The sequence below is a fragment of the Sphaerisporangium sp. B11E5 genome (genome assembly GCF_039871875.1).
GTDB lineage: Bacteria > Actinomycetota > Actinomycetes > Streptosporangiales > Streptosporangiaceae > Sphaerisporangium.
This window is the reverse complement of the sequence record NZ_JBDPMD010000003.1, coordinates 165,261-187,098: the sequence shown is the minus strand read 5'-3', so window position 1 is coordinate 187,098 and position 21,838 is coordinate 165,261. Positions and strand designations below refer to the sequence as shown.

18 protein-coding genes are annotated in these 21,838 nt (G+C 71.1%); 10 read left to right on the top strand and 8 right to left on the bottom strand.

All coding sequences use genetic code 11. The annotated features are described in order from the left end of the window. Positions 1 to 134: 134 nt before the first annotated feature. From ABGB17_RS04825 to ABGB17_RS04805, 5 genes are all read left to right on the top strand, one after another. Positions 135 to 1,196, top strand: coding sequence for a LacI family DNA-binding transcriptional regulator (locus tag ABGB17_RS04825; RefSeq protein WP_347626525.1), 1,062 nt, complete (start codon positions 135 to 137; stop codon positions 1,194 to 1,196). A gap of 163 nt (positions 1,197 to 1,359) precedes the next feature. After that, complete coding sequence (locus ABGB17_RS04820) at positions 1,360 to 2,106, top strand: hypothetical protein (protein WP_347626524.1); 747 nt, start codon at positions 1,360 to 1,362, stop codon at positions 2,104 to 2,106. Positions 2,107 to 2,181: 75 nt separating this feature from the next. After that, a complete protein-coding gene (locus ABGB17_RS04815) occupies positions 2,182 to 3,339 on the top strand; it encodes a mandelate racemase/muconate lactonizing enzyme family protein (protein ID WP_347626522.1) in 1,158 nt (385 codons plus the stop codon). 25 nt (positions 3,340 to 3,364) lie between these two features. Then, positions 3,365 to 4,264 carry a fumarylacetoacetate hydrolase family protein gene (locus tag ABGB17_RS04810; RefSeq protein ID WP_347626521.1) on the top strand — a complete coding sequence of 300 codons (900 nt, stop codon included), beginning with the start codon at positions 3,365 to 3,367 and terminating at the stop codon, positions 4,262 to 4,264. After that, complete coding sequence (locus ABGB17_RS04805; RefSeq protein ID WP_347626519.1) at positions 4,261 to 5,256, top strand: Gfo/Idh/MocA family oxidoreductase; 996 nt, start codon at positions 4,261 to 4,263, stop codon at positions 5,254 to 5,256. Before ABGB17_RS04810 ends, ABGB17_RS04805 begins: the two co-directional genes overlap by 4 nt. A gap of 45 nt (positions 5,257 to 5,301) precedes the next feature. Here ABGB17_RS04805 and ABGB17_RS04800 read toward each other — a convergent pair whose 3' ends face one another. Genes ABGB17_RS04800 through ABGB17_RS04780 form a run of 5 tightly spaced genes read right to left on the bottom strand, consistent with a single transcriptional unit; the run spans position 5,302 to position 10,935 of the window. Then, positions 5,302 to 7,629 carry a glycoside hydrolase family 3 N-terminal domain-containing protein gene (locus tag ABGB17_RS04800; protein ID WP_347626518.1) on the bottom strand — a complete coding sequence of 776 codons (2,328 nt, stop codon included), beginning with the start codon at positions 7,627 to 7,629 and terminating at the stop codon, positions 5,302 to 5,304. Between the two features lie 35 nt (positions 7,630 to 7,664). Continuing rightward, on the bottom strand, positions 7,665 to 8,627 hold the full coding sequence (locus tag ABGB17_RS04795; protein WP_347626517.1) for an aldo/keto reductase: 963 nt from the start codon (positions 8,625 to 8,627) through the stop codon (positions 7,665 to 7,667). 1 nt (position 8,628) lies between these two features. Continuing rightward, positions 8,629 to 9,519 (bottom strand): SMP-30/gluconolactonase/LRE family protein, encoded by an 891-nt coding sequence (locus ABGB17_RS04790; protein ID WP_347626516.1) that lies wholly within the window; start codon positions 9,517 to 9,519, stop codon positions 8,629 to 8,631. Next, positions 9,519 to 10,538 carry an NAD-dependent epimerase/dehydratase family protein gene (locus ABGB17_RS04785; RefSeq protein WP_347626515.1) on the bottom strand — a complete coding sequence of 340 codons (1,020 nt, stop codon included), beginning with the start codon at positions 10,536 to 10,538 and terminating at the stop codon, positions 9,519 to 9,521. The genes ABGB17_RS04790 and ABGB17_RS04785 overlap by 1 nt, the downstream gene beginning before the upstream one ends. 31 nt (positions 10,539 to 10,569) lie before the next feature. Then, positions 10,570 to 10,935, bottom strand: a complete 366-nt coding sequence (locus ABGB17_RS04780; protein WP_347626514.1) for a tautomerase family protein — start codon at positions 10,933 to 10,935, stop codon at positions 10,570 to 10,572. Positions 10,936 to 11,180: 245 nt separating this feature from the next. Between ABGB17_RS04780 and ABGB17_RS04775 the strand changes: the two genes are divergently transcribed. Further along, a complete protein-coding gene (locus ABGB17_RS04775) occupies positions 11,181 to 12,059 on the top strand; it encodes an NAD(P)-dependent oxidoreductase (RefSeq protein WP_347626513.1) in 879 nt (292 codons plus the stop codon). On the opposite strand, the gene ABGB17_RS04770 is transcribed toward ABGB17_RS04775, so the two are convergent. Further along, entirely contained in the window at positions 12,049 to 13,116 is a 1,068-nt protein-coding gene (locus tag ABGB17_RS04770; RefSeq protein WP_347626512.1) for a LacI family DNA-binding transcriptional regulator, read from the bottom strand. The two genes, ABGB17_RS04775 and ABGB17_RS04770, sit on opposite strands and share 11 nt — an antisense overlap. Before the next feature lie 382 nt (positions 13,117 to 13,498). Here ABGB17_RS04770 and ABGB17_RS04765 point away from each other — a divergent pair, with 382 nt between their 5' ends. The 4 genes from ABGB17_RS04765 to ABGB17_RS04750 all read left to right on the top strand — a co-directional run bounded on the left by ABGB17_RS04765 (position 13,499) and on the right by ABGB17_RS04750 (position 18,086). Beyond that, on the top strand, positions 13,499 to 14,875 hold the full coding sequence (locus tag ABGB17_RS04765; protein ID WP_347626511.1) for an ABC transporter substrate-binding protein: 1,377 nt from the start codon (positions 13,499 to 13,501) through the stop codon (positions 14,873 to 14,875). Between the two features lie 39 nt (positions 14,876 to 14,914). After that, positions 14,915 to 15,868 (top strand): sugar ABC transporter permease, encoded by a 954-nt coding sequence (locus ABGB17_RS04760; RefSeq protein ID WP_347626510.1) that lies wholly within the window; start codon positions 14,915 to 14,917, stop codon positions 15,866 to 15,868. Next, positions 15,861 to 16,649, top strand: coding sequence for a carbohydrate ABC transporter permease (locus tag ABGB17_RS04755; RefSeq protein ID WP_347626509.1), 789 nt, complete (start codon positions 15,861 to 15,863; stop codon positions 16,647 to 16,649). Before ABGB17_RS04760 ends, ABGB17_RS04755 begins: the two co-directional genes overlap by 8 nt. A gap of 66 nt (positions 16,650 to 16,715) precedes the next feature. Beyond that, complete coding sequence (locus tag ABGB17_RS04750; protein ID WP_347626508.1) at positions 16,716 to 18,086, top strand: cellulase family glycosylhydrolase; 1,371 nt, start codon at positions 16,716 to 16,718, stop codon at positions 18,084 to 18,086. Between the two features lie 60 nt (positions 18,087 to 18,146). On the opposite strand, the gene ABGB17_RS04745 is transcribed toward ABGB17_RS04750, so the two are convergent. Both ABGB17_RS04745 and ABGB17_RS04740 read right to left on the bottom strand, forming a co-directional pair. Beyond that, on the bottom strand, positions 18,147 to 19,706 hold the full coding sequence (locus ABGB17_RS04745; RefSeq protein WP_347626507.1) for a hypothetical protein: 1,560 nt from the start codon (positions 19,704 to 19,706) through the stop codon (positions 18,147 to 18,149). A gap of 248 nt (positions 19,707 to 19,954) precedes the next feature. After that, the gene (locus ABGB17_RS04740; RefSeq protein ID WP_347626505.1) at positions 19,955 to 21,766 is read right to left on the bottom strand and encodes a serine/threonine-protein kinase; all 1,812 of its coding nucleotides are present in this window, start codon (positions 21,764 to 21,766) and stop codon (positions 19,955 to 19,957) included. Between the last annotated feature and the right edge of the window lie 72 nt (positions 21,767 to 21,838).

Genomic DNA, 21,838 nt, shown 5'->3' with positions numbered 1-21,838 from the left:
CCGTGCGGGGGCAGGGCAGCGAAACCCGGCGGAGGTCGTCAATACGGAGCAGACAGGGTAAACGACCAAGCGTTGGGTTCAGACGACCGTCGCCCTTTACCATGGTGTCGAGACAAAGAAGCCAAGTTTCGGTGATGGAGCAACGGTTGGTGTCCGACTCGATCGAACGGCGCGTCACCGTCGCCGACATCGCTGCCGAGGCCGGGGTGTCCCGCGCGACAGTGTCGAAGGTGCTCAACGGCCGTTCCGACGTCGCGCCCTCCACCCGCAATCAGATCGAGGCCATGCTCGTGGCGCGCGGGTACGTCCCGACCAAGCGCACCAAGCGGCCCGTGATCGCCGAACGCCGCGGCGGCCTCATGGAGATACTGTTCAACGACCCGAGCACGCCGTGGGCCGCCGAGATGATCCGCGGCGCCGAGGAGGCCGCCCGCGGCTCGCGCATCGGCGTCGTGGTGTCGGTGCTCGACGGCGGCCCCGGCCGGGGCCAGCAGTGGCTGGAGGACATCGCCGACCGCGCGCCGCGCGGCATCATCCTCGCGTTGTCCGAGCTCACGGCGGCCGACCACAAGCGCATCGCCAAGCTCGGCATCCCGGCGGTCCTGGTGGACCCGGTCGGCGACTCCGACGGCGACATCCCGTCCATCGGCGCGGGCAACTGGGGCGGCGGCATGGCCGCCACCCAGCACCTCATCGACCTCGGCCACCGGCGCATCGGCATGATCACCGGGCCCATGCGCTTCCTGTGCAGCCAGGCCAGGCTGGCCGGGTACCGCGCGACGCTGGAGAGGTCCGGCATCGTGGCCGACGACGCCCTGGTGGAGCACGGCGACTTCCACTACTCCTCCGGCTACAAGCTGGCCCTCGCCCTGCTGGACCGTCCCGAGCCGCCCACGGCGATCTTCGCGGCGAACGACGAGCAGGCGCTCGGCGTGTACGCCGCGGTGCAGCAGCGGGGCCTGCGCGTGCCCGACGACCTCAGCGTGGTGGGGTTCGACGACGTGCCGATGTCCCAGTGGGTGACGCCGCCGCTCACCACCGTGCGCCAGCCCATCGCCGAGCTGGCCGCCCTGGCCGTCCGCACCCTGCTCGCCCACCAGGACGGCACCGAGATGCCCGAGGGCCGGGTCGAGCTGTCCACCAAGCTGGTGGTGCGCGGCAGCACCGCCCCCCTGCCCAAGCGCAAGGCCCGCTGAACACCACCGCTCAGTTTCGACCGGTTCTCTGCTCGGTTTCGGCGGTGTGACCTGGGCCATCGCCCGAAAGGCCCAGGAACGCTACCATTACGGCAGCCACAGATCTCCGAAATTACCTCGAAACTCCGCTGGCGAGGATCTCCCGGGCGAAAGAGAGACCGACGTGATCGAGACGCACGACATCGTCCGCCCGGCGGCCGACCTCGTGGCCGGCCTGCAAGCCATCGGCAGCGCCACCGCCAGCAGCGAGCTGAACCGCCTCGGGGTCCGCAGCGCGCACATCAGCGGCCCGGTCGCGCACACCCCCGGCGTCTGCGTCGCGGGCCCCGCGCTCACCCTGCAGTTCATGCCGAAGCGCGAGGACCTGTACCCGGTGGACGAGTACGCCGACCCGGAGAAGCAACTGCACCGGCACGTGCTGTACCACACCAGACCCGGCGACATCGTGGTGGTGGACGCGCGCGGCGACATGGGCAGCGGCGTGTTCGGCGAGATGATGATGTTGTACTTCAAGAGCCGAGGCGGCGTCGGCGTCGTCGTGGACGGCTGCGTGCGCGACATCGGCAAGGTGCGCGACCTGGGCCTCGGCCTGTGGGTGCGCGGCGCCACCCCCAACTTCCACTCCCAGACCGGGATCTTCCCCACGGCCGTCAACGTGCCGGTGGCCTGCGGGAACACGGTCGTGATGCCGGGCGACATCATCGTGGCGGACGACGACGGCGCGGTGGTCGTGCCCATCAAGCTCGCCCCGGCCCTGCTGGCGGAGGCGAGCACCCACGCCGAATGGGAGGAGTTCTCCCGGTTGCGGCTGTCCCAGGGGGGCGACCTGCGCGCGTACTATCCGCTCTCTGAGGAGGCCAGGCCCGAGTACGAGCGCTGGCGGCGCGCCCGGTACGGTGCGGGCGCGTGACACCGGCCCGGCTCGGGGGCCGCGGGCGCACGCCGGCGGCCCGGCCCGCGGGCACGCCCTGAGAGGAGCGGCGTAGTGAAGATCACGGAGCTGGTGCCGTGGCTGGTGCGGTCCGGCGGCTCCTACTGGGGCGAGTTCCTGTTCCTCCAGGTGCGCACCGACGAGGGCGTGGACGGCTGGGGCGAGGTCACCACCACGACCCGCGCCGCCAACCGCGGCGTCGCGGCCATGCTGCGGCAGGCGAACGAGCTGGTCGCCGGGGAGGACCCCGCGCGCATCGAGGACATCTGGCACAAGGTGTTCCGGGCCTTCACCTACATGGGCAGCCGCGGCGCCGGCACCAACGTGGTCAGCGCCATCGACATCGCCCTGTGGGACATCCGCGGCAAGGTGCTCGGCGTGCCGGTGCACGACCTGCTCGGCGGCGCCGTCCGCGACGACCTGCTGCTGTACACCCATCCCGACCAGTCCCGGTTCGGCACCCGGGAGGGTGTCGCCGACGAGATCGCCAAGATCGTCGAGTCCGGGCACACCGCCGTCAAGTTCGACCCGTTCCCGCACGCGCCCGGCGAGCCCGAGGCCAACGACCGCTACCTGGACGGCCGCATGAGCCGGGCCGGGGAGCGCGAGGCCGTCGAGCTGACCGCGCTGATCCGCGAGCTGGCCGGCCCGGACGTCGAGCTGCTCATCGACGCGCACGGCCGCTTCGACGTGCCGACGGCGATCCGCCTCGGCCAGGCCATCGACGAGCTCGGCGGCGTCCACTGGTACGAGGAGCCGGTGCCCCCGGAGAGCCGCCACGCCCTGGCGCAGGTGCGCGACAAGGTGCGGGTGCCCATCTCGGTGGGGGAGCGGCTGCACACCCGCTGGGACTTCGTCCCGGTGCTGGAGAACCGGCTCGCCGACTTCGTCATGCCGGACGTCACCTGGACCGGCGGTGTCAGCGAGCTGAAGAAGATCGCCACGATGGCCGAGGCCTACTACGTGCCGGTCTCCCCGCACGACGCCAGTGGCCCGGTGAACCTCGTCGCCGGCGGCCATGTGATGCTGACCGTGCCGAACTTCTACCGCATCGAGTCGAGCGGTCACGATCTCGGCGCGTACAACCGCTTCCTGCGCACCCCGCTGGACAACCGCGGCGGCCGCCTCACGCTGCCGGCCGGCCCCGGCCTCGGCCTGGACTTCGACATGGAGTACCTGCGGGCCCACGCGCAGGACGGCTTCGGCGGCTGAGCAGGGAAGAACCGTAAGGAGTCGAGTGAACATCGTCAGGTACCGAACGCGACAAGCCGGGCCCCGGGTCGGGCTGCACGAGGACGGCGCGGTGGCCGAGCTGACCGGCGTCGCGTCCCTCGCGGAGCTGTGGACGCTCCCGCTGGACGAGCTGCGCGCCCGCCTCGGCGGCCCCCGCGGCGAGAGCGTGCCGCTGGAGGACGTCGAGCTGCTCGCCCCCGTGGACGGCCGCACCGAGGTGTGGGGCGCGGGTGTCACCTACGAGACGTCCCGTGAGGCCCGCGTCGAGGAGAGCGAGCACTCCGCCACCGTCTACGAGCAGGTGTACGACGCCGTGCGGCCCGAGATCTTCTTCAAGTCGGTCGGCTGGCGCGCCGTCGGCACCGGGGGAGACCTCTCCATCCGCCCCGACTCGGCGGTGGACGTGCCCGAGCCCGAGCTGGCCCTCGTGGTGAACTCCCACGGCGAGATCGTCGGCTACTCGGTGTGCAACGACATGTCGTCGCGCAGCATCGAAGGCGAGAACCCCCTCTACCTGCCCCAGGCCAAGATTTTCTACGGCTCGTGCGGGCTCGGCCCGTGGGTCACGCCGGTGTGGGAGGTCGAGGACCCCTACGACCTGCCCATCACGATGGCGATCCACCGCGACGGCGCCCCCGTGTGGCAGGGCGAGGCGAGCACCGGGCGGCTGCGCCGGCGCCTCGACGGCCTGGTGGCGTACCTGATGCTCGGCGACGTCCACCCCGACGGCGTCGTGCTGTCCACCGGCACCTGCCTGGTGCCGCCGGCGCCGTTCACGCTCGCCCCTGGCGACGTGGTCGAGATCGGCATCGGGGGCGTCGGCGTGCTGCGCAACCCCATCACGCGCGGCAAGCCGGGAGACCCCCAGGAATTCACCCCTTCTCTGGAGACATCGCTGCGATGACCACCTCATCCCCTCAACCCCTGCGCTGGGCCGTCGTCGGCACCGGCGGCATCGCCAAGGCCTTCGCCGAGGACCTGCGCCTGTCGGACGCCGGCACGCTGGTGGCGGTCGGCTCCCGCACCGCCGCCCGCGCCGAGGCGTTCGCCGCGCAGGTCGGCGCGCCCCGCTCCTACGGCGACCAGGCCGAGATGCTGGCCGCCGAGGACGTCGACGCGGTGTACGTCGCGACGCCGCACACCGGGCACAAGGACGCCGCGCTCGCCGCCATCGAGGCGGGCAAGGCCGTGCTGGTCGAGAAGCCGTTCACCATCAACCGCGCCGAGGCCGAGGAGGTCGTCAAGGCGGCGCGGGCCCGCGGGGTGTTCCTCATGGAGGCCATGTGGACGCGTTTCCTGCCCCACATGGTCCGCATCCGCGAGCTGCTCGCCGAGGGGCGCCTCGGTGACGTGCGCCTGGTGAACGCCGAGCACGGCGTCTGGTTCCGCCGCGACCCCGCGCACCGCATGTTCGACCCCTACCTCGGCGGCGGCGCGCTGCTCGACCTCGGGGTCTACCCGGTGTCGTTCCTGTCCATGGTGTTCGGCGCCCCCGCCACGGTGACCGCCTCGACGCAGTTCGGTGACACCGGCGTGGACGGCCACACCTCGGTGATCACCGGCTACGAGGGCGGCCGGCAGGGCGTCGCCGTGAGCACCATGGAGGCCTTCCTGCCGAACCGCGCGTCCATCGCCGGCACGGAGGCGCGCATCGACATCGAGCCCTGGTGGTACCGGCCGACGTCGTTCACCCTGACCACCCGCACCGGCGCGACCGAGCGCTACGAGTGGCCCGTCCCCGGCAACGGCCTGCGCTTCCAGACCGAGGAGGTGGCCCGCTGCGTCCGCGAGGGCCTGCTGGAGAGCCCTGTCCTCACCCTCGACGAGACCTGCGAGATCATGGGCACCATGGACGAGGTCCGCGCGCAGGCAGGCTTGCGGTACCCGAACGAGTAGAAGAGGGCGGCCCCGCCTGCGCGCGGGGCCGCCTCCTCCACGCCGTCACGCGGTGGTGACGGTCGCCTCCATGACCCGGTCGAAGCCGACGTGGCGCCGCGGGCCGGTCATCGTGACGGCGAGGGTCTCGCGGATGTCGGCGCTGGACGCGCCCACCCGCAGCTCCACCTCGCCGGCGTCCACCTGCCGCCGCCAGGACGCCCCGGTGTAGGACGTCTGGTCGGCGTGCAGCGTGAGCGTCACCTCGCGGGTCTGGCCGGGGGCGAGGTCCACCCGGTGGGCGGCGATCAGGGCCTGCACCGGGCGGGCGGCCTCGGCCACCGGGTCGTGCAGGTACACCTGCACGACCTCCGACACCTCACGCTCGGACTCGTTGCGCAGCGTGACCCGCACGTCGTAGGTGCCGTCGGTGGCCCAGGACGTGCCGCCCTCGACACCCGCCCAGGTGACAGGCGCGTACGACAGGCCGTGGCCGAACGGGAACAGCGGCGTCGGGTCGATGTTGCTGACCTCGCTGCGCCGGGCCAGCGGCGCGGCGAGGTAGGTGGCGGGCTGGGTGCCGCCGTCGCCGGGGAAGCTCACCGGCAGCCGTCCCGCCGCGTCGATCCGCCCCGACAGCACGTCGGCCAGCGCCGCCGCGCCTTCCTCGCCGGGGAAGAACCCGCACACCACGGCCGCGAGCCGGTCGACCTGCCGGCCGAGCTCGTAGGGCCGGCCGACCAGCAGGACCAGCACCACCGGCGTGCCGGTGGCGAGCACGGCCTCCAGCAGCTCCTCCTGGCGTCCGGGCAGCCGCAGGTCCGCCGCGTCGCAGCCCTCGCCGGAGGTGCCGCGCCCGAACAGGCCCGCCTGGTCCCCGAGCACGGCCACGCACACGTCGGCGTCCTCGGCCGCCGCGACGGCCGCCGCGATGCCGGCGTCGTCGCCGCCGAGCACCGGCACGCCCTGCTCGTACCGCACGTCGTACCCGGCCGGGTCGGCGCGCAGCGCCTCCACCAGCGTCGGCACCTCGATGCCGATGCCGGCCTCGGGGTGGTGCACGCCGACGTGCATCGGGAACGAGTAGCAGCCCATCATGGCCTGCGGGGTGTCGGCCCGCGGCCCCACCACGGCCAGCTTCACGGCGGGCGCCAGCGGCAGCGCGCCGGTGTTGCGCAGGAGCACGACGGAACGCCTGGCCAGCTCGCCCGCAAGCGACCGCACCTCGGCGTCGTCGAGCACGATGTCGCCGTCCTCGTCCAGCACGGACGACTCCGGCGTCCAGCCCTCGTCGAGCAGGCCGAGCGCGCACTTCTGCAGCAGCACCCGCCGCAGCGCCCGGTCGATCAGCGCGACGTCCACCTCGCCCCGCTCGACGGCCTCCACCAGCGGCGGGCCGTAGCAGTTCACCGTGGGCAGCTCGACGTCGATGCCGGCGGTGAGCGCCAGCCGGGCCGCGTCCGCCGGGGACGCCGCCACGCTGTGCAGCGTCTGCAGGAACGCGACCGAGAAGTAGTCGGCGACGACGGTGCCGGTGAAGCCGTAGGTGTCGCGGAGCCGGTCGGTGAGCAGCGCCGGGTCGGCCGCCACCGGGGTGCCGTCGATGTCGGAGTAGGAGTTCATCACCGAGCCCGCGCCCGCGCGCAGCGCCATCTCGAACGGCGGCAGCAGCACGTCGGCGACCTCGCGGGGGCCCGCGGACACCGGCGCGAGGTTGCGCCCGGCCTTGGACGCCGAGTACCCCACGAAGTGCTTCAGCGTGGCGATGACACCCGCGGACTGCACGCCACGCACGTACGCGGCGCCGATGGTGCCGACCAGCACGGGGTCCTCGCCGATGGTCTCCTCGACCCGGCCCCAGCGCAGGTCACGGGCGACGTCCAGCACCGGCGCGAGGCCCTGGTGCACGCCGAGGCGCCGCATGGTGGCGCCGATCTGCGCGCCCATGCGCTCCACCAGCGCGGGGTCGAACGTCGCGCCCCAGCACAGCGGCGAGGGGTACACGCCGGCCTTCCACGCGGCGAGGCCGGTGAGGATCTCCTCGTGCACCACCGCGGGGATGCCCCAGCGTCCGGCCGCCACGATGGACCGCTGGGCGGCGGCGAGGGTGGCCGCGCCCTTGGCGACGTCCACCGGCTTGGTGCCGAACGGCCGGGTGAGCTGGCCCATGCCGTTCTTCACCAGCTCGTCCCACTCGACGGGCAGCGCGGTGAACTCGTGCTGGTGGGGGGCCATCTCGCCGTCGGTGTTGTCGATGCCCACCCAGACGCCGTAGAGCTGGGCGATCTTCTCGGCCAGGCTCATGCGCGCCATCAGCGCCTCGACCCGCTCCTCGGGGGACCGGCCGGTGTCCTTCCACACCTCCGGGGCGGTGTCCGTGCTCACGGTGGTCATGTGTCACTCCGTTTCGTGTGGCTTCGTGAAGCCGGTCAGTCCAGCCACCCGCCCGGCGGGGGTGCCAGCCGGTCGAGTTCCTCCCACAGCTCACCGGGGATCGGGGTGGTGGCGAGCTCCAGGGTCGCGGCGATGCGCTCCGGCTCGGAGACGCCGACGATGGTCGACGTCACCCGGGGGTCGCGCAGGGAGAACTGCAGCGCGGCGGCGGCGAGCGGCACGTCGTGCGCCGCGCACGCCGCCTGCATGCGCCGGACGGCCTCGCGCACCGACTCGTCGGTGTCACGGTAGGCGTACCGGGGCTGGGCGTCGGGGCCCTTGACGAGCATGCCGCCGCCGTACGGCGCGCCGTTCACGAAGGCGACCCCGCGGGCCGCGGCGTCGTCCATCAGCGGCCCCGCGGCGCGGTCCACCAGGGTCCAGCGGTTGTGGTTGATGACGGCGGCGAACACGCCGGTGCCGACGTACCGGCGCATGAGGTCCACCGGGCCGCCCGCGATGCCGAGGTGACCGACCACGCCCTCGTCGCGCAGCGCGACCAGCGCCTCCACCGCGCCGCCCGGGGCCATGGCCTCCTCGAACGTGATGTGGAACTCGGGGTCGTGCAGGTACATCACCGGCACGCGGTCCACCCCGAGGCGTTCCAGGCTCTCCTCCACCGAGCGGCGCACCCGGGCGCCGGAGAAGTCACCGGTCTCGGGGTCGGCGTCGGCCTTGGTGGCGAGCACGAACCCGTCGGGCAGGCCGCGGCGGCGCACCACGGCGCCGATGCGGCGCTCGGCGGTGCCGTTGCCGTAGTTGTTGGAGGTGTCCATGAAGTTGAACGGGCCGTCGAGCACGGCGTCCACCGTGGCCTCGGCCCGCGCGTCGTCCACCTCGTAGCCGTACAACCCGGGCATGCTCGCCAGCGGGCTGGTGCCGATGCAGATGGGCGTCACTCCGAGCCCGGTGCGGCCGAAGGGGCGCCTGCCGGCCGGGCCGGTCGGGTGTCCTGCCATGTCAGATCACGAACCTGTTCGCGGGGAGGCCGCGGCGGCCGGGCTCGGCCCGGAAGATCGCGCCCGCGGCGGGCTGCCGGCGCAGCGCCTCGGGGGAAAGGGTCTCGGTGGAGGTGGTGATGTAGAGCTGGTCGAGGTCCGGGCCACCGAACGCGCAGGACGTCACCTGGGTCACCGGCAGGTGCACGGTCTGGTCGAGGCCGCCGTCCGGGGCGTAGCGGACGACGCGCGAACCACCCCAGAACGCTACCCACACCCCGCCGCCGGCGTCCACGGTCAGGCCGTCGGGCATGCCGGGCACGCCGGAGGTGTCGGCGAACACGCGGCGGCCGGACAGTTCGCCGGTCGCCACGTCGTAGTCGAACAGGTCCACCCTGCGGGTCGGGGTGTCCACGAAGTAGCACAGGGTGCCGTCGGGGGACCAGTCCAGGCCGTTGCCGATGGTCACATCGGTCAGCACGGTGTCCAGCGAACGGTCGCGGTTCAGGCGGTACAGGCAGGCCGCGCCCGGCGTGACGTCGTACGCCATGCTGCCCGCCAGGTAGCGCCCGGCGGGGTCGACGTTGCCGTCGTTCATGCGGATCTCCGGCCGCCCGGCCAGCGGCGCGGCGAGCCGCTCGGTGACGGCGCCGCCGGAGACCAGCGCCATGCCGTCGCCGTCCGCGATCAGGAGTGTCGCGGGGTCGGTGGTCGGGTGCACGGCGGTGACCGGCGCGGGCAGGTCCACCACGCCGGCCTCGGCGGTGGCCGGGTCGGCGTGGAAGACCTTGCCCCGGGGGATGTCGACGAACCGCACCAGGCCCGCGGCGTCGTCCCACACCACGCCTTCGAGGTGGACGCCGGACACCTCCAGCCACACCTCGGCGGTGCGGCCGGTGGGCTCGCCCGCCATCACGGCGCCAGGGGCGCGAGCGCGGACACGGCCGTCCGGTGCGCCGTGACCAGCCGGGCGAGCACCGCGTCGGTCGTCGGGTCGGGGCGGGTCTGCTCGGGGTGCGCCTCACGCCAGGCGTGCAGGCGCCGGGCACCCTCCGACCACGTCACGGTCGGCCGGAACGCGGGGACGAACCGCCTGATCTTGCTGTTGTCGAACACCGCGCTGTGCGCGAGGTCGCCGACGATCAGGTCGGACCAGAACCAGTCGGGTGCCACCTTGGGCAGGAGCTCCGAGGGCAGGTGCAGCAGCCGGGCCGTCCGGCCGGACGTGCGTGCGATGGCGTCGTAGATGCCGTCCCACGTCAGCGCCTCGTCGGAGGTGATGTGGAAGTCCTCCCCGATGGCCTGCCAGTTGCCGGTCAGGCCGGCGAGGCCGACGGCGAGGTCCTTGGCGTGCGTCAGCGTCCACAGGCTGGTGCCGTCGCCCGGCACGACCAGCTCGTCGCCGCGCGCGATCCGGTCCCACGCGGTCCAGTCGCCGGGCAGCGGCGGGTTGGCGTCGTCGTAGGTGTGCGAGGGGCGCACGATCGTGACGGGGAAGTCCCGCTCCTCGTACGCGCGGTGCAGCGCGTCCTCGGCGGCGATCTTGTCGCGGGCGTAGGCCAGGTACGGGTTGTGCCGGGTGGTGGACTCGGTGATGGGCACCTTGCGCACCGGCTTGTGGTAGATCGAGGCGGAGCTGATGTGGACGTACTGCCCGACGCGGCCGTCCAGCAGGTCCACCATGGCCTCGGCGTCCTTGGCGCCGTAGCTCAGGAAGTTGACCACGCTGTCGAACGTCTCGCCGGCCAGGGCCCGCCGCACCGACCCGGCGTCCTGGACGTCCGCGGTGATCGTGGTGACGCCGTCCGGCAGGGGGCGGCGGCCGGAGGTGCGGCCACGGTTCAGCACGTGCACGTCGTGCCCCTGGCGCACGGACTCGGCCACGCAGGACGAGCTGATCGTGCCGGTGCCGCCGATATAGAGAACCTTCATCGGATGGACTCCAACTGTCGCAGGGATCGCGTTAGCTCCGGGACTTGCCGGCGTACCAGTCCTCGAAGCCGTTCTCCACGACGCTGATCAGCAGGTCGTCGTTGCGGACGCCGATCTCCTCCAGCCGCTTGGCGATCTGGTCGAACATCGCCCACTTGGTGGTGACGTCGTACATGTGCACCATCTGGACCTGGATGCTGACGAGTGACCTGCGGTCGACGCCGTTGTAGGTGGGGTCGAAGACGATCTCGCCCGGCGCGTGGGTACGGAAGATCTGGAACTTGTCGGCCGGGTCCATCCCGAGCGCGTCCACCAGGGCCTGATGGATCCCGTCGCTGATCTGCTCTCCCAGCCGTTCAGCGAGGGAACGCTCTAGGTCGACTTGCACCAGAGGCACCGGGGACTCCTTCGGGAGAAAGTTTGCGCAGAAAGTTTCGGAAACTATCCGAAACTTCATCGGTACGGTGACAAAGTAGAACGGCCGACCCCAGACGTCAAGGTCGTGACCCCCATCAGCATGCCTGAGACCCGGGTTTCCGCTCGTCAGGGCTGCGCCGTCCATGAAAGCGGAACGGACGATAGTTTCGATGAACTTTCGGACGCCGATCTACTACGGTAGGGCTGCGATACCAGGACAGACGGGTGAAAGCGAGGCCGACCGTGAAGATCGCGGTGACAGGGGCGAGCGGCAAGGCCGGGCGTGGCGTGCTCCAGGACCTGCTCGCTCACGGGCACGAGGTGCGGGCCATCGACAACACGGGCGCGCCGGGTGACCGCGGCGACCTGGCCGAGCTCGGCGCGCCGCTGCTGCGGGCCGACCTCACCGACTACGGCGACGCCGTGGACGCGCTGACCGGCGTGGACGGCGTCGTGCACCTGGCGGCCATCCCCGCGCCGGGCTTCTTCACCGACGCCCGCACGCTGAACACCAACAACGCGATGAACGCCAACGTCTTCCTCGCCGCCGCCAAGACGGGCATCTCCCGCGTCGTGTGGGCGTCCAGCGAGACCGCGCTCGGCTTCCCCTTCGGCCCGGACGCCCCGCCGAGGTACCTGCCGGTGGACGAGGGCCACTACCCGTACCCGCGCTCCACGTACGCCCTGTCCAAGGTGCTCGGGGAGACCATGGCCGAGCACGTCTCCGAGTGGTCCGGCATCCCGATCGTCGCCCTGCGCCTGTCCAACATCCACGACGCCACCGACTACCCGAAGGTCCCGACCTACTGGGGCGACCCGCTGAGCAGGGTGTTCGACCTGTGGGGCTACGTCGACGTGCGCGACGTCGGCCAGGCCTGCCGCCGCGCCCTGCTCGCCGATGTCACCGGCGCCCCCGCCTACGTCATCGCCGCGGGCGACACCATCATGGACCGGCCTTCCGCCGGCCTCGTCGCCGAGGTCTTCCCCGACGTGCCGCTGAACCGGCCGCTGGAGGGACACGAGAGCGTGCTCGATCTCACCCGCGCACGCGCGGAGCTCGGCTACGAGCCGGAGCACTCCTGGCGCGATGTGATCAACGCCTGACGCGGTCGCGCGGCGCGGCGGTGCTCTCGCGCACGACGAGGCTGGTGGACAGCTCCAGGCGCAGGGGCTGCTCGCCGCCGGTGTGCGCCGGTTCGAGCACGTTGCGCACGGCGATCACCGCCATCTGGGCGAGCGGCTGGCGGATCGTGGTCAGGTGGGGGGACATCCACTCGCAGACCTCGGTGTCGTCGAAGCCCACCACGCTGAGGTCGTCGGGCACGCGCAGGCCGCGCACGTGCGCCTCCTCGTAGACGCCCGCCGCCTGCTGGTCGGAGCCGGCGAACACGGCGGTGGGCGGCTCGGGCAGGTCGAGCAGGCTCGCCGCGCCGCGCCTGCCGCCGCCGGCGTAGAAGTCGCCCTGCCGGATGAGGCTCTCGTCCACCGGCAGGCCGGCCCGGCGCAGCGCGGCGCGGTAGCCGTCCAGGCGCTCCAGGCTGCACCGCACGTCGTCCGGCCCGGTGATCACGCCGATGCGGCGGTGGCCGAGGCCGATGAGGTGCTCGGTCGCGGTGAAGCCCCCGGCCCAGTTGGTCGCGCCGATGGTCGGGATGTCGTGGTCGTACCAGCCGAACTGGTCGATCACCACGAACGGCGCCTCGATGGTGCGAAGGCGCGCGGCGGCGACGTGCCGGGTGCTCGACCCGACCAGGACCACGCCGTCGGTGGGCCGCGAGGTGAGCGTGCGCAGCCATTCGCGCGGGTTGTCCTGGCGGTCGTGGGTGACGGTGAGCACCAGCCGTGAGCCGAGGCGGTACGCCTCCTGCTCGGCGCCGCGCAGCAGCTCGCAGGCCCAGGCGGTGTCGAGCTCGGTGATCACGAAGTCGACCAGGCCCACCTTGCGCGGCTCCGACCTGGCCCTGCGCTGGTAGCCCGTCGAGCTCAGCGCGTCCTGGACCTTCCTGCGGGTCTCCGGTCCCACGGCGTCCCGGCCGTTGAGCACCTTGCTCACGGTCGGCACGGACACGCCGGCCTCCCGTGCGACCATCGCGATGGTCACGCGGTTCCGCTTGCCCGCGGCCCGCTTGCGTGTGCTCGGGGCCAACGGTTCGATCGTCACGACACCTCTTCACGCGTTCGGTCGGTCTGTCGAAACTTTCTCTAACCGTAGCATCGGTAAGGCCGGAGTGGTCCAGAGCACCACGGAGCAGGGGAAACCTGCCAGAGGTATGCTGCGGGAACCTCATGTGGCGGCGCGTCCAGGCCGAGACGACCGGCCGGAGGAGATCTCGGATTTCGAAACTCCCCGGAAACAATTCCCGCCAAGTTCTTGACACTGTATGGCAGCCGGTGTTTCGCTCTTGCGACGACCACTTTCGAAACTTTCGGAAGTGTCAACAGGTCCGGCTCTCGTTGTCCGGTCGAACCCGTCGGCGGTGCCCGCAGGGCGGAGCGGCGTCAAATAAACGGTGCGTGCCTAATCACGTGCAAGGAGAGATCACATGCTGGGATCCTCGCGAATCTGGAAGCGTAACCCCCTGGGAACCGTCGCCGCGCTGATGGCCGTGGGGTTGACGCTCAGCGGGTGTGCCGGCGGGGGACCGGCCGAGACGGCGGACAAGGGGTCGGCCGACTCGGGAAGCATCACCTGGTGGGGGTGGACGCCCGACGCGGCGCCCGCGGAGGCGTACATCAAGGCGTTCAACAAGGTCTACCCGAACATCAAGGTCACCTTCAAGAAACTGACCATCGACGGCTACGACGCGGCCATCCGCCCCGCGCTGGCCTCCTCGGTGGGCCCCGACGTGTTCGACGTCGCCCCCGGCGCCGCGAACGGCTCGGTCGACATCTACGGCGTGAACGCCGTGGACCTCAAGCCCGCCGTCGAGAAGGCCCTCGGCACGGACTGGCAGTCCAAGCTGGCCCCCATCGGCGTGTCCAGCCTCATGAACGGCGGCAAGCTCGCCGCGCTGTCGGTCGGCTCGGTGTTCTCCGGCATCGTCTGGATCAACAAGGACCTGTTCGACAAGTACCAGCTCACGCCGCCGAAGACGTACGACGAGTGGAAGAAGGTCTGCGAGACCTTCACGTCCAACAACGTCGGCTGTTTCGTGCAGGGCGCCGCGCAGACCGCGTTCAACGAGGACACCCTGCAGGCCATCACCGACAACGTCGCCCCCGGCGTGTGGGAGAAGGCGCTGAAGGGCGAGGTGCCGTGGACCGACCCGGCGATCGTCAAGGCGCTCGGCATCTGGAAGAAGCTGTTCGACGACGGGATCATGCAGGAGGGCGCCCTCGGCATGCAGCAGTACCCGGACGCCAACAACGGCTTCATGTCCGGCAAGTACGCCATGGTGATGATGGGCACCTGGTACATGCAGTACTCCACCGTCGAGGGCAGCACGGCCGCCATCTCCGGCGCCGGCGTGGCCGACCCCAAGCCGTTCACCCAGCTCCCCATCCCGTTCCCGGACGTCGCGGGCACCGGCAACGTCGGCGCGCTGTACGGTGACGCGGACTTCGGGCTCGCGGTGAACAAGAGGTCCAAGAACATCGCGGCCGCCACGACCTTCGCGACCTGGCTCGGCACCTCGGCCGAGGGCCAGCAGGTGGTGGCCGACGTCCTCAACGACATCCCCGCCCTCACCAGCGCCCAGCCCGACTGGGACACCGTGAAGCTGGTCAACCCCGAGGTGCAGCGCCCCGCGCTGGAGAAGCTGATCACCGACGCGGGCAAGTCCACCGAGCCGCGCCTCGCGACCGTGGTCGCCGACCTGCAGACCGCGATCGGTGTCGCGTCCACCACCGTGGCGGCGGGCCAGGCGACCCCCGAGCAGGCCGCCGCCACGCTGCAGGACACGGCCTCGAAGATCAAGTAACCCCCCCGGGCGGTCGTCCCATCCGAACCGAGGAGAACCATGACCTCCACGACCTCGTCGAAGACCGGGGCGCGCCGTCCGACGTCCGCCGCCTCTCCTCCCCAGGGCCGCCCCCTGGGGAGGACGCTGCGGCCCTCCGGCCTTCCGTGGATCATGCCGGCGTTCGTCTTCGTCGTCGGCCTGCTCTACTACTGCATCGGCGAGACCGGCTACCTGTCGACCCTCGACTGGGACGGCACCAGCCCGACGCCGACCTCAGTGGGGCTCGGCAACTACGAGCAGATCCTCCAGGACCCGATCTTCTGGAAGGCGATCTGGCACACGATCATCTTCTTCGCCGTGACGTTCACCGTGCAGACCGCGCTCGGGTTCGTCTTCGCGGCGCTGCTGCACTCGAAGGTGAAGCTCGGCACCCTCTACAAGGTCGTCATCTTCACCCCCGTGGTGATCGCCCCGGCGACGATGGCGCCGGTGTTCCGGCAGATGTTCGCCGCCGACGGGCAGCTCAACTGGACGCTGGACCACATCGGGCTCGGTTTCCTGTCCCAGCCGTGGCTGGCCCAGTCCGGCACCGCCATGCCGGTGATCATGTTCATCACCGTCTGGAACTTCACCGGCCTGACGTTCGTGCTGTACTACGCCGCGATGGGGCAGATCGAGCCCGAGACGCTCGAGGCCGCGCGCACCGACGGCGCGAGCAACCTGCGCACCCTGGTCAGCATCGTGTGGCCGGGGGTGCGGGGCACGACCGTGGCGCTCGCCATGCTGAGCGTGATCGGGGCGCTGAAGACCTTCGACGTGCCGTACCTGGTGACCATCGGCGGGCCCAACTACGCCACCGAGTTCCTCGGCACCTACATCTACCGGATCAGCATCCCGAGCGCCCACGTCGGCTACGGGGCGGCCCTGTCGATCATGTTGCTCGTCCTGGCGCTGGTCGGCGCCATCGCCGTCGCCGTCCGCGCCAACCGAAAGGACACCGAAGGTGTTTGAGGCACGCCGCCTGCCGGCCAAGCTCCTGCTGCAGGTCCTCGTCACGCTGCTGGCCGTCCCGTACCTGTTCCCGCTGGTCGTCATGGTGCAGGGCTCGCTGGCGGGTGAGGGCGTCGGCAACTACCGCGCGGTGTTCGAGGTCGGCGCCATCGGGACGTTCTTCCGGAGCAGCGTCATCATCTCCGCGTCCACGATCCTCATCACGTACGTCCTGACGATGCTCGCCGCGTTCGGGTTCTCCAAGCTGCACATCCGCCGCAAGGAGATCTACTTCTGGATGATCCTGGTCGCGCTCACCCTGCCCGAGGTCGTGCTGCTCACCCCGCTGTTCGCCACCACGCTGGCGCTCGGCGTGTACGACACGTACTGGGCGGTGGTGCTGCCGCTCGCGGCGCTGCAGATCCCGTTCACGGTGCTGATCGCCCGCCGGTTCATCGACGGCGTGCCGGACGCGCTGTTCGACGCGGCCCGCATCGACGGCGCGACCACGTTCACGGCGTTCCGCTACATCGTGGTGCCGATGACGCGGCCCATCGCCGCGGCGATCGTCGTGCTGACGCTGATCGGCTCGTGGAACGCCTACCTGCTGCCGCTGGTGCTCATCCAGGACCCCGCGCAGCAGACCGTCACGCTGTTGCCGCAGTTCTTCGTCAGCCAGTTCAGCAACGACCAGACCAAGGTGCTGGCCAGCGCCGTCATCACCGCCATCCCGGAGATCGTGGCGTACCTGTGCCTCCAGGGTCTCTTCGAGCGCGGCCTGTCGGCCGGCGCCATCAAGTAGCCCTCTTTCCTCACCCCCCGTGTCTCCACCCCCGATCACCAGCTATAGATATGAGGAACAGACCCCATGACGTTTCTTCGTACCGCGGGACGCCATTTCGTCGACGAGGCGGGCGACACGGTCCGCCTGCGCGGCGTCGCGGTGGGCGGCTGGCTCAACATGGAGAACTTCATCACCGGCTACTCCGGCAACGAGTCCCTCATGCGGAGCACGGTACGCGCGGTACTGGGCGACGACCGCTACGAGCTCTTCTTCGAGCGCCTGCTCACCTCGTTCTTCGGTGAGGCCGACGCGAAGCTGCTGGCCGACGCCGGCATGAACTGCGTGCGCCTCCCCGTCAACTACCGCCACTTCGAGGACGACGCCCGCCCGTTCGACTTCAAGAAGGACGGCTTCCGTCACCTGGACCGGGCGATCGAGGCGTGCGCCAGGCACGGCATCTACTCCGTGATCGACCTGCACGCGCTCCCCGGCTCGCAGAACCACCACTGGCACTCCGACAACCCGACGCACCGCCCCGCGTTCTGGGACCACCCGCACTTCCAGGACCGCGTGGTGGCGATCTGGGAGCACATCGCCGAGCACTACAAGGACAACCCCTGGGTCGCCGGCTACAACCCCGTCAATGAGCCCGCCGACGAGTCGCGCGAGGTGGTCGGCCCGTTCTACAGCCGCCTCGTCGAGGCCATCCGCGCGATCGACCCCCGCCACATCCTCTTCCTCGACGGCAACACCTACTCCACCGAGTTCGACGTCTTCGAGGAGCCGTGGGAGAACACCGTCTACGTCTGCCACGACTACGCGGCCCCGGGCCTCGGCGGCGGCGGCGACTACCCCGGCGAGACCGCCGGCAGGTACTTCGACAAGGCCGCTCTGGAAGCCAAGTACGCCGAGCGCACCGAGTACTGCCGCCGCACCGGCACCCCCGTCTGGGTCGGCGAGTTCGGCCCCATCTACACCGGCGACGAGCGCGCCGACGCCATGCGCAGGCGGCTCCTTTCCGACCAGCTCGACATCTACCGCCGCGACGAGGCCGGCTGGTCCATCTGGATGTACAAGGACCTCGGCCGCCAGGGCCTCGTGTACGTCCGCCCCGACTCCCCGTACATGAAGCGCTTCGGCGCGTTCGTCGCCAAGAAGAACCGCCTCGGCGCCGACCAGTGGGGCAGCGACGGCTCCGGCGTCGCCGAGGTCACCAAGCCCTTCTACGAGATGATCGACAAGGAGTTCCCCACCTTCGACCCCTACCCGTGGGGCCGCTTCGACTGGGTCCGCACCCTCCTGCTCAACCTCACCGTCGCCCAGCCCCTCGCCTACGAGTACGCCGAACTCTTCCGCGGCCTCACCGACGACGACCTCATCGCCCTCGCGGACTCCTTCGCCCTGGAGAACTGCGACGTCCGCACCACCCTGCGCGACCAACTACGCGCCGGCTGACCCGGACAGTGCCGGCGCCCGCCCGGCCGCCGCGTTCCCGCGGCGGCCGGGCCGGGTCGCTCAGCCGATGAGCAGGTTGGCGTTGTCGCCCCACCAGTCGCGGATGGTCTTGCGGTCCGCGGCCTCGGCGATGACGGCGATGGCCTGGGCGTCGAAGGTCCAGATGGCGAGGTAGTTGTCGTCGTTGCCGGGCTTGCAGACGAGGGTGCCCTTGGCGGTGCCCTCGTGGTTCCACGACCGGGCCGAGTCGCCGCGGCTGCAGCCGATGCCCGGGAGGTCCTTGGACTGGTTGTCGAGCCAGGTCTTCAGGGAGGCCACGGAGGAGAACTGCATCACCAGGGGGCGTTTGGCGGGGCCGGTGCGGGTGGCGGTGCAGTTGACGGCGGCGATCACGCCGTCGTCCTCCTCGTCGGGCCGCGGGTCGCAGCTCTTGAGCACGCTGGTCTTCAGTTTGGCGACCAGGGACTGCTGGGCGGCGGTGAAGGCGGTGGGGGACGGGGTGGGTTCTGTGACGAGGTAGGCGTTCTTGGTCCACCAGTTCCAGATGGTCTTGCGGTTGGCGGCCTCGGCGATGACGCCGATGTTGTGGTCGGTGAAGGTCCACATGGCCAGGTAGTTGTCGTCGTTGCCCGGCTTGCAGGTGAGGATGCCGATGTCGACCTTGTCGTGCTGCCAGTCGCCGGTGGAGTCGCCGGTGCCGCAGCCGCGGTCGGGCAGGCCACGGGAGCGGGAGGAGAGCCACTCCTGCATGGCCTCCTTGGTGGCGAACTTCATCACCAGGGGGCGCTTGGACGGGCCGGTGCGGGCGGCGGTGCAGTTGACCGCAGCGACGATGTCCCCGGTCTCCTCGTCACGCGCCGGGTCGCAGTCGATCATCACGTTGGTGCTCAGCATCGCGACCAGGGCTCGCTCCTGGTCGGTGAAGCCGGTCCCCGAGGGAGACGGGGCCGGGGTCAGGGACGGTGACGGCGAGGGGGCCGGTGTCGCGGACGAGCCGAGCACGCCCGTGCCGATGATGTCGAGGCACGGCGCGAGCCCGAGCCGCCGCGCGCTGGCCTGCCACGACGGCAACGTGGTGGTGGTCAGCTTCTGCATCGCCGTCGTCGTCTTCTGCAGCTCCGGCGCGTTCACCTGCTGCCCGATCTGGTAGTTGACGAGCGTCGTGGCGATCAAGCTGAATGTGGACGCCACGTCCTGGTTCGCCGCCAGCAACGCGTCGACGTCGGCCTTCTTGTGGTCCTCCGGCAGCGGGATCTCCCGGATGTCGGCGCTCATGGACCGGAACGACGCCGCGATCTGGTCGATCGAGTTCAGCACCGCGGTGAGCGCCGGGCTCTGCTCCCCCACCGGGGGAGGCTTCTGCACCAGCGGCGCGACCTGCAGGAGCGCGGTGTGCAGGGAGGTCTGCGTCTTCCCGAAGTTCCTCTCGCACGCCGCCCCCGCCTTGGCTCTCCACTCGTCCGCGGTGGGCTTGGCCGGCCGGTCGATCATCGTGATGTAGAACGCCACCACCGTGATCGAGAACGTGACCGCTCCCGCCACGAACTTGCCCGCGAGGATGAGCTGCTCCCGCCGCCCCCGCCTGCCGGATAACCCGCCTGGCCCGTGTTCCGGATTCATACACCCCTCACCCGATCGAGATCACCCGACCTCCGTCGCCACCGCCCCCGTTGATGAACGAACGACACCGTGACCACGCGCCCAGCAGACGGCGAAGTAACTGTATCGTCACCATCGGTGAAATTTTACGCATTGAATGGACGTGATCGCGCACACCCATCTCCCTGCGTCACCTATTTTTCATAACTTCGCTTGCACATCGCTTGCATTGCTTTCGCGCGTCGCCGGTGAAGGAAAAACCGGCGCGGCTACTCGGCCGTGCCGCGCCCCTCGGCGCCGGCGATGCTCATGGTGCCGCGGGTGCCGCGCAGGCCGAAGCCGTAGCGGTACTGGCGGCGGTCCTCCGGCGTGGAGAGAAAGGGCGCGACGGAGGTGGTGCGGAGGCGGCGCCACGTGCCGCCGGTCTCGGCGTAGGAACTGAGGGTGTCGCCGGACAGGACCAGCGCCAGCCGGTCGCCCGGCTTGAGGGTCAGGGGGATGGCGCTCGGGGTGCCGAGGAAGCCGCCGTCCTGGCGGATGTCCATGCCCGTGTCCTTGCGGGTGTTGTTGTACCAGGCCGTGACGTAGCTGCCGCCGTTCTTCACCCAGCCCACGAAGACGCTGTCCTCGGGCCCGCCGGTGCCCGCGAACCGGCCCGCGGTGACGATGCTGACCACCTGGCCGGAGGACGGCATGCCGGGACCGGTGACCATGCTGAAGAACGGGACGGGTGCCGTCACGGCGTACTTCCCGCCGCCGACCTTGCGCTCGGGGAGGGTCTCGGCACGGTTCGGCTGGTGGCTGGTGTACTGCGTGGAGGTGTCCGCGGTGAAGCGGTCGGCGACGTCGAGCCTGGGGAAGTACCCGAGGTCCAGGGACGCCCCGGGGGGCGCGGCGCCGAACCACGAGGGGACGAGCAGCGCTCCCGTCACCACCAGGGCGGCGGCCACGGCCGCGGCGGCGTACAGCGGCCCCCGTCCGCGTCCGCCACGGCGGCGGCCCGGCCTGGCCAGTGAGGTCGTGCGGCCGTCAGGGACGGGGTCCCGCGTGGTGTGCGCCTGGCCGGGCGCCGGGGGGTTCGCGGAGGTGGGGTGCGCGGGGGCCGGGTGCGCGGGGGCCGGGTGCGCGGAGGTGGGGTGCGCGGAGGTGGGGTGCGGGTCCGGTGCCGGGGTCGCGGACGGGTCGACGAGCGTGCGGGCGGGACGCGGCGGGGCCGCCAGGTGGGAGGTCCGCCGGCGTTCGGCGGAGTGGCGGCCGGCCGGACGCAGGTTCACCGTGTCGCCGGAGGTGAGGTCGTGCAACAGGCGGTCGGCCCGCGGGCGCTCGGCGGGGTCCTTCACGAGGCAGGCGGCCACGAGCCGGCGCAGGGGCTCGGGCACGCCGGTCAGGTCGGGTTCGCCGTACAGGACCGCGGCCAGGATCGCCGGGATGAACGTGGCGGGGAAGGGGGCGCGCCCGGTCGCCGCGAAGACCATCGTGCCGGCCCACGAGAACATGTCGGAGGCCGGGGTCAGCGGGTGGTCGGTGAGCTGCTCGGGCGACATGTACGCGGGGGTGCCGACCAGATGGGTGTTGTGGCTCATGTGGTCGAGCGCGCGGGCGATGCCGAAGTCGATCACGACAGGGCCCTCGGGACCCAGGATGACGTTGGCCGGCTTGAAATCGCGGTGCACGATCCCGCCGCGGTGGATGGAGGACAGCGCGGTCAGCGTGGAGACGGCCAGCCGCTCGAGGCCGCTGCCGGTCCGCGGCCCGTCGGTCCGCACCAGTTGGTCGAGGGACGGCCCGGGGACGTACTCGCTGACGATGTACGGCTGGTCGCCCGCGATGCCGGTGCCGAGGACCCTGGCCGTGCAGAAGGCGGCGACGCTCGCCGCGACCTCCGCCTCGCGCAGGAACCGCCGCCGGGGCTCGGGGTCGTCGGCGAACCGCGGGTGCAGCACCTTGATGGCCACCCGCGCGCCGTCCGGCGACCGGCCGAGGTAGACGGCGCCCTGCCCGCCCTCGCCGAGCAGCGCCGAGATCTGGTAGTCGCCGATTCTTTCCGGCCCTCTGAACCCCAGGACCCGAGGAACCGTCAAGCTCCACCCCACAGAATCGGATGATCACTCAAGGTGCGCCAAGGGTAGCCCCTTGTCGCGACACTTCGCCGA